The organism is Bacillus sp. PK6-16 (genome assembly GCF_056530295.1).
Window position 1 is genome coordinate 978,816 of the sequence record NZ_CP096511.1, and the last position, 12,500, is coordinate 991,315.

The following is a 12,500-nucleotide window of genomic DNA, read 5'->3' on the forward strand; positions in this document are numbered from 1 at the left end:
TTGTCTAAAATTTGATGTTTGGGTTATAAGTGTAGTTCATGCTTAATATCTGCGAGTTTTCCTTTGATATTAAGCAGTTGCATATGTACTTTTTTCTTAAATAAAAAGAGCGCCATTTATGCGCCCTATTCATCTTATTTAATTTAAAGAATTAATAGGTTTATGATGGAACTCAAATCCATATCCAGATTCTCTTAATTGTTTACTTGCAATATTATAAAATTCTTTACCATTCTAGTACGGTTGAGCAGCAGTAATCGGAACTTATCCCCGGCAGTGTGTTACAATTAATAGAAGCGGAAAATGAGAATCTCCAATTGACTGGACCTGTGATTGGTTAGATGGTTTAAGAAGGTCGTATAAAAAAGGGAGATGGCGCAAAGATGGCGAGATCAAATGAGAATGATTTAACGGAGAAATTGGCAGAAGGCCACCGGAAATATGGTGATGGCAATTTTACAGTACAGAACATCGGTGATGAAACTAACCCGAATTGGACTGTCGTAAAAAATGTGAGGAAGGGATCGGCAGGCATTCGCGAAGGAGAAGATATATTAAGACTGCGATCAAAATATATAAAATAGTACGGAAATGGGCGGAGCGGGAGCTCGAATTTCTCCTGGTACGCTACAAAAACCTTGTTATCTTTTGATAACAAGGTTTTCTGTTTAGTTATTAATAAACTTCTCAAATACAAAACCATAATCTTTCACATTATATTGTTTCTTCGTATCAACAAGCCAGTTAAAGGCGATCTCGTTCATCTCTTTAAATTGCTCTGCTAAATTTACTTGTGCGTTTGAAATGCGGCTAAAGGCATTAGATGCCATATCTAAACTTTTATGTGCATATTGTAATGTAATATCGTTGTCGTATGAAATTTCTTCGATTTTAAGTAAAGCCTTATATAAATCTTTTAATTCTTCAATATGTTTTTTATGAACATCAATTGAGTAATGTTCATCGCCCATTTGAAGCTTAATTTCTACATCTAAATCAATCGTTCCTGCAGTTTCAAGTGCTACGTTTTTAATTTGATATTTACTATAACTAAAGCGGCGTAGTGTACGTTTTTTACTTGTTGCGCTTGTACCGTCTAAGTGAATTAACCCTTTGTTTGTGAAGCAATATTCATCTGATTTCGATTTAATTAGAAAGTAAATTTTCTCCCCATCTTCATGCATTACATAATCATCGGCATCGACCTTATCATAGTCTTTAGGTGTAATAACAGAACCTACATCGCTTAGTCCTAATACATCTGCGGCCATTTTTTTAAACATATATAATCCCCCTTGTAAATTAAATTCTTAATTGTACAAAAATATATTAACATGATTTTCATCCTTTGTTTTCTTGTAATACGAAAATATCTGAAGGTAAGTTGAGAAAAGTAATGAATAATTATTTTGATCCTAAATTATTTAGTAAATCTATTAGTTTAAGATTGGATTCTCCGAAAAATAACCAAGAGAAAAAAGTTAATTTTGCAAGTGATTATAGAGAAATTCCGTGAAAGCACCTCAAGCTATGTGAGGTGTTTTTCTATCCTCTTTTGAAATCTTACAATTCTGTAAGGTAACTGTAAGGTAGTTCGATGGTAACAAATTGCTAATCTTTTATAATGAAGATAACAACGATAAAACGAGGAGGCAGAAATGATGAAAGGATTAGTTGTAACGGGCTTAACGGTTGCTTTTGGATTTGTAGCGTATGAGAAATTAACGTATGTAGTTGATGTTGTGAAACATTTGATTGCTTAGAGAAAACAGTCATGAGAGGGAAAGGGAATGAGTGAATGAATGGAATGGTTATTTGGAATTATAGGTACTTGTAGTGTAGTGTTATTGTTCTTTGTCCCAAGTGGTATACTTAGTTCGACAACAAGTTTGTTCTTCTTAAGTTTGTTTGCTTGTACGATGCTTATTATTATGTTTTTAATGAAGCGAAGTAAACCAATCTTCTATTTTAGCATGATTGTTATGGCAATTATTGTTCTCCAAATTATTACCCTTGTAATATACCCCACAATTATAAAAGCTTTCCATTAATGATGAATCCTCTGCGTTTGTTGCTGGGGATTTTTATTTGTACAATTTTAATTTTTAGTAGAGATTTATTCGTATTGGAATGTAAAAATTAAATATTTTCATATTTCAAATAAATAATTTGGGGATGTTGTGTTCTCATTACGCATTTGATATATTTACTTTGAACATAATTAAAATCAAGAAAAAGAGGCGGACGTATGGATAAAAAAGAAAATACGGTCGTATTGTTTCCGCAGCTATCAGAGCGCTATATTGATGAAGGTTTTTTAGCGTTGAAAGAGCGGAAGTTCGAAGATGCATTGCGCTGCTTTGAAATATTACGTCAGTATAATGCGGAAACGGAACAAACGGAATTAGCTTCAGTTATTTGTTTACTCGAATTAAAACGTATGGAAGAAGCGAAAGACAAATGTGAACAGTTGCTTAAAACAGGAGTTGTCTTATTTGGTGATATTCTTGAAACGTACGTGACTATTTTAGTTCAAACAAATGATTATGAAGGTGTTATTGAAACTGTTGAAAAGGTTTTACAAACGAAAGATATAATGCCTGATCAAAAGGAAAAATTAGCGCAGCTTGCTTTATTTGCAGAAGGTATGCTAAATGAGGGAGACGCATCGCTAGTGGATTCAAATTTTGAGTTGAATGAGTTTACTAATGAAATTTTTGGAGAAAACTTTGGACAGAAGCTAAGAGCGATTCAGCGACTTTCATTAAAAGACTTAGATCTTGCATTACCTGTTTTAAAGAAATTTTTAATAGATGAAGAGCAACACCCCTATTTGAAAACTTCTATTTTGTATAAAATGATAGAAAGTCAGGTAGAAGAGGAAATAGAGGTAGAAAAGTTTGGGAATACGATTAAGGTAATTCCAGCATTTACAGGTCATAATGAGGAGCAATCCAATAACATTATACATAAATTATCAAGTCGATTAGAGCAAAATTATCCCGATATATTTGAAGCGATGGTTACATATTGGAAAGAATTGCAAATCAGCATTTTCCCATTCGCTCTATTAATGGATAAAGAAGAGATTTGGTCAGCTGTTTTAGAGAGAATTGGAAGAAAGCGTTTCGGATTGGCTATTGATGAAGAAGAGCTTATGGCAGCATACAATATCGAATTGGAAGAGTTTCATATTGCCTATCAATGGTTATTACGTGTTGAAAGAGAAGGATATTTGCCCGTATAATTATGAAAAAGAATCGTTCAGTTCTTGAAACGAGCATATTCTATGTTATAATGTAAGGGTTGCAAAAGGCAGAAAACTGCCTGTTTGTAAGAGAAGAGAAGTGTAATTCTCTTACTTAATATGTTTCATATTATTCTCGAACAAAATATACCGTAGTTGTCTTCTGGGCAATTAGTAGATTGGAACATTATATCTGAAAGCTTTTGCTAGAGGATTATTTGTGTATTTGTTATTTCAAAAAAGAGATAATGAAGATCTTAATCTATAGAGGTATGTGCATACATTATTATAGTTGGAGGGAAAGAATAAATGTCTACAAAATGGGAAAAATTAGAAGGTAACGTTGGCGTTTTAACAATCGAAGTTGATGCTAAAGAAGTAAACAACTCTATCGACGCTGCGTTCAAAAAAGTAGTAAAAACAATTAACGTACCAGGTTTCCGTAAAGGAAAAATGCCTCGTCCATTATTCGAACAACGCTTTGGTATTGAATCTTTATACCAAGATGCTTTAGATATCATTTTACCAAAAGCATACGGTGAAGCGATTGAAGAAGCTGGTATCTTCCCAGTTGATCATCCTGAAATCGACATCGAGAAGTTCGAAAAAAATGCTAACCTTATCTTCACTGCAAAAGTTACAGTGAAACCTGAAGTTAAATTAGGTGAGTACAAAGGTTTAGCAGTAGAAAAAGTTGAAACAACTGTAACTGACGAAGATGTAGAGAACGAATTAAAATCTTTACAAGAACGTCAAGCTGAACTAGTTGTTAAAGAAGAAGGAACTGTTGAAAACGGTGATACAGCTGTAATCGACTTCGAAGGTTTCGTTGATGGCGAAGCATTTGAAGGCGGAAAAGGCGAAAACTACTCTCTAGCAATCGGTTCTGGTACATTCATCCCAGGTTTCGAAGAGCAAGTAATCGGTCTTAAATCTGGTGAGTCTAAAGACGTTGAAGTATCATTCCCAGAAGAGTACCATGCTGCTGAATTAGCTGGCAAACCAGCAACATTCAAAGTAACAATTCACGAAATCAAAACAAAAGAACTTCCTGAGTTAAACGACGAGTTCGCTAAAGAAGCAGACGAAGCGGTTGCAACTCTTGATGAATTAAAAGCAAAACTTCGCACAAACTTAGAAGAAGGCAAAAAACACGAAGCTGAGCACAAAGTACGTGACGAAGTAGTAGAATTAGCTGCTGCTAACGCTGAAATCGAAATTCCAGAAGCTATGATCAACACTGAGTTAGATCGTATGGTTCGTGAATTCGAGCAACGTTTAAGCCAACAAGGTATGAACCTTGAGCTTTACTACCAATTCACAGGTACTGATGCTGACAAATTAAAAGAGCAAATGAAAGAAGATGCACAAAAACGTGTAAGAATCAATCTTGTTCTTGAAGCTATCATTGAAGCTGAAAACATCGAAGTTACTGAAGAAGAAGTAACTGCAGAAGTTGAAAAAATGGCTGAAATGTACGGTATGCCAGTAGACGCTATCAAGCAAGCTCTTGGAAGCGTAGACGCTTTAGCTGAAGATCTTAAAGTGCGTAAAGCTGTAGACTTCTTAGTAGAAAACGCTGCATAATAAAATAACAAGGCACGATTAAAATCGTGCCTTGTTTTATAAATATAGAAATATATTTATAAAACTTTTCGATGGAGAAGGAAAAGTTCCTTTACAAGTCGAATATACATATTTCAAAAGTTTTAAAAATTTTTTATTTGTACATAACTAGTCATATTATTTGTATTTCTCGCCACGTAGTGACATAATATGTATTTACATACGATACATTTATCGTGTACATACGAAGGCAAGAGGTTAGCACTTTGTAAGGGGTGTGAAAATATGTTTAAATTTAATGATGAAAAAGGGCAATTAAAATGTTCTTTCTGTGGTAAAACACAAACGCAAGTTCGAAAGTTAGTGGCAGGTCCAGGTGTTTACATTTGTGACGAGTGTATCGAACTTTGTACTGAAATTGTACAAGAGGAGCTTGCGAAGGACGAAGAAGTAGAATTCAAAGATGTACCGAAACCGGTAGAAATTCGTGAAATCTTAGATGAGTATGTCATCGGGCAAGATAGCGCGAAAAAAGCACTAGCGGTAGCGGTATATAACCATTACAAACGCATTAATTCTAACAGCAAAATTGATGATGTAGAATTAGCGAAGAGTAATATCGCACTTATCGGGCCAACAGGTAGTGGTAAAACATTACTGGCACAAACTTTAGCGCGTATTTTAAATGTTCCATTTGCAATCGCGGACGCAACATCTTTAACAGAAGCTGGATATGTTGGGGAAGATGTAGAAAATATCTTACTAAAATTAATTCAAGCAGCTGATTATGATGTAGAGAAAGCGGAAAAAGGAATCATTTATATTGATGAGATTGATAAAGTGGCACGTAAGTCCGAAAATCCATCAATTACACGTGATGTATCTGGTGAAGGTGTGCAGCAGGCACTTCTGAAAATTTTAGAGGGTACTGTAGCAAGCGTTCCACCTCAAGGTGGTCGTAAGCATCCACACCAAGAGTTTATTCAAATTGATACAACGAACATCTTATTCATTTGTGGTGGAGCGTTTGATGGCATTGAGCCGATTATTAAACGTCGCCTTGGTGAAAAAGTAATTGGATTTGGTTCTGAGAAGAAAAATGCTGATGTAAATGAGAAGCATGTTTTATCTCACGTATTACCAGAGGATCTTTTAAGATTTGGTTTAATTCCAGAGTTTATCGGTCGTCTTCCAGTTATTGCGAACCTAGAGCCACTTGATGAAGATGCTCTTGTTGATATTTTAACGAAACCGAAAAATGCACTTGTTAAGCAATTCCAAAAATTATTGGAGCTTGACGATGTTGAGTTAGAGTTTGAAGAAGGTGCACTAATCGAAATTGCGAAAAAAGCAATTGAACGTAAAACGGGTGCTCGTGGACTTCGTTCTATTATTGAAGGCTTAATGCTTGATGTAATGTTCGAACTTCCATCTCGTAAAGATATCGAGAAGTGTATTCTTACAAAAGAAACAGTAGCTGATAATGAGCCGCCAAAATTGGTGTTACAAGACGGTACTGTACTTGATACAAAAACATCTGCATAATGCGAAAGGGAAACAGCAATTTTTATAATTGCTGTTTTTCTTTATGTTTAGCTACGTTCCTCCGCGGAAATACTAAGAGATAAAATATTGCGGGAGGAAATAAATAATGAGCTGGACAAATATATTTTTAGTTGTTCAACTTGTTTTTGGTGTAATTGTCGGATTGTATTTCTGGCATTTACTTCGAAATCAACGAACACAAAAAGTTTCAATTGATCGAGAATCGAAAAAAGAATTAGAACAGCTTCGTAAAATGCGTGAGATTTCTTTAACAGAGCCGCTAGCAGAAAAGGTGCGTCCTACAACCTTTTTAGATATTGTAGGGCAAGAGGACGGAATTAAGTCGTTAAAAGCGGCTCTTTGTGGTCCGAATCCGCAACATGTAATCATATATGGCCCGCCAGGTGTTGGGAAAACAGCGGCAGCACGTCTTGTATTAGAAGAAGCGAAACGAAATCCTAAATCTCCATTTCGTACGAATGCAACATTTATTGAACTTGATGCGACAACAGCTCGGTTTGATGAACGTGGTATCGCAGACCCTTTAATAGGTTCGGTGCATGATCCGATTTATCAAGGTGCTGGGGCGATGGGGCAAGCAGGTATTCCGCAACCGAAAAAAGGTGCTGTAACAGATGCACATGGTGGTATTTTGTTTATTGATGAGATTGGCGAGCTCCATCCGATTCAAATGAATAAAATGTTAAAGGTGTTAGAAGATCGAAAAGTATTTTTAGAAAGTGCGTACTATAGTGAAGAAAATACGATGATCCCAACATATATACATGATATTTTCCAAAAAGGCTTACCGGCAGATTTTCGCTTAGTTGGAGCAACGACACGTTCGCCAGAGGAAATTCCTCCTGCTATTCGGTCACGTTGCTTAGAAGTATTTTTCCGTGAATTAGATACGGAAGAAATTCAAAAAGTAGCGAAAAATGCCGCGGAAAAAGTGGAAATGCAAATAGGTGAAAATGGTATTGAAATGATCGGGATGTATGCAAGGAATGGACGAGAAGCGATTAATCTCGTGCAAATCTCTGCTGGTATGGCGATAAATGAAGAACGTTCTTTCATTAAGGATGAAGATATAGAGTGGGTTGTTCACTCAAGTCAGCTTACACCGAAATATGAAAAGCACATTTATCCGATTCCAAGGATTGGTCTTGTAAATGGTCTTGCTGTATACGGACCAAATACAGGTGCATTATTAGAAATTGAAGTAACAGCAATCAAGGCGAAAGATAAAGGATCGGTAAATGTTACCGGAATTGTGGAAGAAGAAAGTATTGGTAGTCAAACGAAATCGATTCGTCGTAAAAGTATGGCGAAAGGCTCTGTTGATAATGTATTAACAGTACTTCGTTCTTTAGATGTGTTGCCAGAAGGATATGATATACATATTAATTTTCCAGGTGGTATCCCGATTGATGGCCCTTCTGCAGGAATCGCTATGGCAACAGGTGTATATTCTGCGGTACACCGCACATATGTAAATAATGAAGTAGCGATGACAGGGGAAATAAGTATACACGGAGAAGTAAAGCCTATTGGTGGCGTATACGCAAAAATAAAAGCTGCGAAAAAAGCGGGAGCTAAGAAAGTCATTATTCCTGCTGAAAATATGCAACCATTTTTGTATACGATCAAGGGAATTGAAATTATTCCTGTCCGTAAGTTAAAAGAAGTATTTGAGTTAACGTTTATGCAAGAAAATATGCATAGAGAGCTAGATGTACATACTCACGTAGACGAAACTGATGCACAATCTATGTAAAAATAAACAATAATAAAATTTGCCAGACTTCGTTTAAGTTTGTATGCTTAATCGGAGTCTTTTTCTTTTCGTGAGGTAGAAAAACAAGCTATTTACAATTGCGCGGAATCTCAGCAATTGCATCTAGGTGTATTGTAATATAAAATAGTTGAACAGGAGTTTAATTTATTATGGAGGTGCTATGTCTAGTATGAATACGAACGAAAGAATCGTGCCCCTCCTACCATTAAGAGGCGTTCTCGTATATCCAACGATGGTTTTGCATCTTGATGTAGGACGTGATAAATCGATACAAGCACTAGAGCAGGCGGCAATGGATGAAAATATCATCTTTTTAGCAATGCAAAAAGAAATGAATATCGATGATCCGAAAGAAGATGACATATATAGTGTAGGTACAGTGGCGAAAGTGAAGCAAATGTTAAAATTACCGAACGGTACGCTTCGTGTCCTTGTGGAAGGTTTACATAGAGCAGAAGTAATAGAGTTTATCGAAGAAGAAAATGTAGTACAAGTGTCTATTAAAACGGTAACTGAAGAAGTAGAAGATGATTTAGAAGAGAAAGCTCTTATGCGTACGTTACTGGAGCATTTCGAACAATATATTAAAGTCTCGAAAAAAGTTTCAAATGAAACATTTGCAACGGTAGCTGATGTGGAAGAACCAGGGAGATTAGCTGATCTAATTGCTTCTCACTTGCCGATTAAAACGAAGCAGAAACAAGAGATTCTAGAGATTGTATCTGTAAAAGAACGATTACAAACACTTATTTCAATTATTCAAGATGAACAAGAGTTACTTAGCCTAGAAAAGAAAATTGGGCAAAAAGTGAAACGTTCCATGGAGCGCACGCAAAAAGAATATTTCTTACGTGAGCAAATGAAGGCGATTCAAACTGAACTTGGCGACAAAGAAGGCAAGGGCGGAGAAGTAGAAGAACTTCGTGAGAAAATTGAACAGTCAGGAATGCCGGAAGAAACAATGAAGGCTGCGCTGAAAGAATTAGATCGTTATGAAAAGTTACCAGCAAGTTCTGCGGAGAGTGGTGTTATTCGCAATTATATTGATTGGTTATTAGCGCTTCCGTGGACAGAGGCAACAGAAGATATAATTGATCTTGCTCATTCGGAAGAGATTTTAAATAACGATCATTACGGTCTTGAAAAAGTGAAAGAGCGTGTACTTGAATATTTAGCTGTACAGAAGTTAACGAATTCATTAAAAGGACCTATCCTTTGTTTAGTAGGCCCTCCTGGGGTCGGCAAAACTTCGTTAGCGCGTTCAATTGCAACATCATTGAATCGTAACTTCGTCCGTGTATCTCTTGGTGGTGTGCGTGATGAATCTGAAATTCGTGGTCACCGCCGTACATATGTTGGAGCAATGCCAGGACGCATTATTCAAGGCATGAAAAAGGCGAAAACAGTTAATCCAGTCTTCTTATTAGATGAGATTGATAAAATGTCTAACGATTTCCGTGGAGATCCATCAGCGGCATTACTTGAAGTATTAGATCCAGAACAAAACCATAACTTCAGTGATCATTACATTGAAGAACCATATGATCTATCGAAAGTTATGTTTGTAGCAACTGCTAATACACTTTCAAGTATTCCAGGTCCATTACTTGACCGTATGGAAATCATTTCGATTGCTGGCTATACAGAACTTGAAAAAGTACACATTGCTCGTGAGCATTTATTGCCGAAACAATTAAAAGAACATGGCTTACGAAAAGGTAATTTACAAGTGCGTGATGAAGCGCTGCTTGAGATTATTCGTTATTATACACGTGAGGCTGGTGTTCGTACGCTAGAGCGCCAAATTGCAAAAGTTTGCCGTAAAGTAGCGAAGATTATCGTTACAGCAGAACGTAAACGTATCGTTGTGACAGAGAAAAAGATTGTTGATTTACTTGGTAAACACATATTCCGTTATGGGCAAGCTGAAAAAACAGACCAAGTTGGTATGGCAACAGGTCTAGCTTACACAGCAGCAGGCGGCGATACACTTGCCATTGAAGTTTCTGTAGCGCCAGGAAAAGGGAAACTAATTTTAACAGGGAAACTTGGGGATGTTATGAAAGAATCAGCACAAGCTGCGTTTAGTTATATACGTTCTCGTGCAGAAGAGCTTCAGATCGATCCGAATTTCCATGAGAAAAATGATATTCATATTCACGTTCCAGAAGGAGCAGTTCCAAAAGACGGACCGTCAGCAGGTATTACGATGGCAACGGCACTTATTTCTGCGCTAACAGGTATTCCTGTAAGTAAAGAAGTGGGTATGACAGGTGAAATTACACTTCGTGGTCGTGTATTACCAATTGGTGGTTTAAAAGAAAAAACATTAAGTGCTCACCGCGCAGGCTTAACAAAAATTATTTTGCCAGCAGAAAACGAGAAAGATTTAGATGATATTCCAGAGAGCGTAAAAGAAAACCTTACGTTTGTGCTTGCATCTCATTTAGATGAAGTATTGGAGCACGCATTAGTAGGAGTGAAACAATGAAAGTAACAAAAGCAGATATTGTAATTAGTGCTGTTAAACCAGAACAATATCCAGACAGTGATTTACCAGAAATTGCATTAGCAGGTCGTTCAAATGTGGGGAAGTCTTCCTTTATTAATAAAATTTTAAATCGTAAAAAGTTAGTACGTATTTCTTCTAAACCAGGAAAAACGCAAACGCTGAACTTTTTCTTAATCAATGAGATGATGCACTTTGTTGACGTTCCAGGTTATGGATATGCGAAAGTATCTAAATCGGAGCGCGCTGCATGGGGGAAAATGATTGAAACGTACTTTACAACGCGTGAACAATTAGACGCAGCTGTATTAGTAGTTGATTTACGTCACCAACCAACAAGTGATGACGTGATGATGTATGATTTCTTAAAGCATTATGAAATCCCAACAATTATTATTGCGACGAAAGCCGATAAAATTCCGAAAGGGAAATGGCAAAAGCATTTAAAAGTTGTAAAAGAAACGCTTGCTGTTGAAATTGGCGATGAAATTGTTCTATTCTCTTCTGAAACAGGACTTGGAAAAGAAGAAGCGTGGAAAGCAATTCATAAATTTACAAAAACAAAAAACGCGTGACGAATGTCGCGCGTTTTTGTTTTGCTAAATTTTTTAGCGTACGTTTAATGTAACTTCAATATTTCCTCGTGTTGCTTTCGAGTAAGGACATACACCGTGAGCCGCTTCCACAAGTTCTTGTGCTTCGCTATGTGAAACGCCAGCCACATGTACATCAAGTACAGCAGATAGGCCGAAACCACCATCTGTATCTTTTCCGATAGAAACGTGAGCAGTTACTTCTGTACTTTCTACTTTCACACGTTTTGTACGAATGACAAGTTGTAATGCACTATCGAAACAAGCTGCATAACCAGCTGCAAATAGTTGTTCTGGATTTGTTGCTTCTCCGCCTGCACCACCTAGTGCTTTCGGCATTTTTACATCAAGATTTAATATGCCATCATCTGAAACTACTTTCCCATTTCTTCCACCTGTTGCTGTTACTGAAGCAGTATATAATTTATCCATATTTATTCCCCTTTTCCATCATTAATTGTTTTCATTGTGTCAATCAGTTTATTTAGTTGAATTAATAAAGAGCGATATTCTTGCTCTGTAATTCCTAAGTTTGTAGCCATCGTTGTCGGTAATGAACAAGCCTTTTCCTTTAAATCTTTGCCTTGTTCTGTTAATTCAATACAAACTTTTCGCTCGTCTTCTTTGGAACGAACACGTTTTACAAGTTTTAATGATTCCATACGTTTTAACATAGGTGTTAACGTACCAGAGTCTAAAAATAGACGTTCTCCAATTTGTTTTACTGTTAGTCCATCTTGCTCCCATAGTACGAGTAAAGTAATGTACTGGGGATACGTAATACCCATTTCTTCTAAATAAGGTCGATAAAAACGAGTAACCTCTCTAGAGCAGGCGTAAATAGAAAAACAAAGTTGGTTATCTAGATGCAAAGAGTCTTCTGTCATAAATAACTCCCTTCTAATTAAGTTGCGCACAATTTAATTTTGTAAAACTAATATAACGAAAAAGAAGTGCAATGTCAAATACATTGTATTGAGAAAGTCTTTGTTACATTTTGGAACAATCATACATATTTTCCTTCATGATGAAAGAAGATAGGGAAGATGATGTTATAATTTATATGGAATAGTTTCCATCACTTGATTATGAGGGCTTTTTTTGGTAACGTACAAATAGAGTTATTAATTTATAATCATTATAAAGTAGAAATTTTTTTATTAGTGTTACTGAATCTCCTTTATTACATACGGAGAATAATTAAAAAATAATCGGTTGTTCACACGATTGTCAGATTCATAA

General features: G+C 36.2%; 11 protein-coding genes and 1 pseudogene. 8 read left to right on the forward strand and 4 right to left on the reverse strand.

Annotated features, from left to right (window positions below):
• Positions 1-138 precede the first annotated feature (138 nt).
• Positions 139-231 (reverse strand): annotated as a pseudogene (locus M1D66_RS05055) (DUF6572 domain-containing protein); the annotation flags it as partial.
• 152 nt (positions 232-383) lie between these two features.
• Between M1D66_RS05055 and M1D66_RS05060 the strand changes: the two are divergent.
• Entirely contained in the window at positions 384-584 is a 201-nt protein-coding gene (locus M1D66_RS05060; RefSeq protein WP_000124460.1) for a hypothetical protein, read from the forward strand.
• 84 nt (positions 585-668) lie between these two features.
• Here M1D66_RS05060 and M1D66_RS05065 read toward each other — a convergent pair whose 3' ends face one another.
• A complete protein-coding gene (locus tag M1D66_RS05065) occupies positions 669-1,283 on the reverse strand; it encodes a PH domain-containing protein (protein WP_242555026.1) in 615 nt (204 codons plus the stop codon).
• Between the two features lie 519 nt (positions 1,284-1,802).
• Between M1D66_RS05065 and M1D66_RS05070 the strand changes: the two genes are divergently transcribed.
• The 7 genes from M1D66_RS05070 (at position 1,803) to ysxC (ending at position 11,240) form a co-directional block, all read left to right on the forward strand.
• Entirely contained in the window at positions 1,803-2,051 is a 249-nt protein-coding gene (locus tag M1D66_RS05070) for a hypothetical protein (protein ID WP_001983650.1), read from the forward strand.
• Between the two features lie 197 nt (positions 2,052-2,248).
• Positions 2,249-3,247, forward strand: coding sequence for a hypothetical protein (locus M1D66_RS05075; protein WP_000358279.1), 999 nt, complete (start codon positions 2,249-2,251; stop codon positions 3,245-3,247).
• Positions 3,248-3,556: 309 nt separating this feature from the next.
• Positions 3,557-4,834 (forward strand): trigger factor, encoded by a 1,278-nt coding sequence (gene tig, locus M1D66_RS05080; protein WP_000105215.1) that lies wholly within the window; start codon positions 3,557-3,559, stop codon positions 4,832-4,834.
• A 264-nt stretch (positions 4,835-5,098) separates the two neighbouring features.
• Entirely contained in the window at positions 5,099-6,358 is a 1,260-nt protein-coding gene (clpX, locus tag M1D66_RS05085) for an ATP-dependent protease ATP-binding subunit ClpX (protein WP_000472289.1), read from the forward strand.
• A gap of 106 nt (positions 6,359-6,464) precedes the next feature.
• Positions 6,465-8,135, forward strand: a complete 1,671-nt coding sequence (gene lonB / locus M1D66_RS05090) for an ATP-dependent protease LonB (RefSeq protein WP_000119170.1) — start codon at positions 6,465-6,467, stop codon at positions 8,133-8,135.
• Positions 8,136-8,316: 181 nt separating this feature from the next.
• Positions 8,317-10,647, forward strand: coding sequence for an endopeptidase La (lon, locus tag M1D66_RS05095; protein WP_000097289.1), 2,331 nt, complete (start codon positions 8,317-8,319; stop codon positions 10,645-10,647).
• Positions 10,644-11,240 (forward strand): ribosome biogenesis GTP-binding protein YsxC, encoded by a 597-nt coding sequence (gene ysxC, locus M1D66_RS05100; protein ID WP_000869116.1) that lies wholly within the window; start codon positions 10,644-10,646, stop codon positions 11,238-11,240. Before lon ends, ysxC begins: the two co-directional genes overlap by 4 nt.
• 33 nt (positions 11,241-11,273) lie before the next feature.
• On the opposite strand, the gene M1D66_RS05105 is transcribed toward ysxC, so the two are convergent.
• Positions 11,274-11,690 (reverse strand): organic hydroperoxide resistance protein, encoded by a 417-nt coding sequence (locus tag M1D66_RS05105; RefSeq protein ID WP_000359781.1) that lies wholly within the window; start codon positions 11,688-11,690, stop codon positions 11,274-11,276.
• A 2-nt stretch (positions 11,691-11,692) separates the two neighbouring features.
• Complete coding sequence (locus tag M1D66_RS05110) at positions 11,693-12,145, reverse strand: MarR family winged helix-turn-helix transcriptional regulator (RefSeq protein ID WP_000133922.1); 453 nt, start codon at positions 12,143-12,145, stop codon at positions 11,693-11,695.
• Positions 12,146-12,500: the final 355 nt, after the last annotated feature.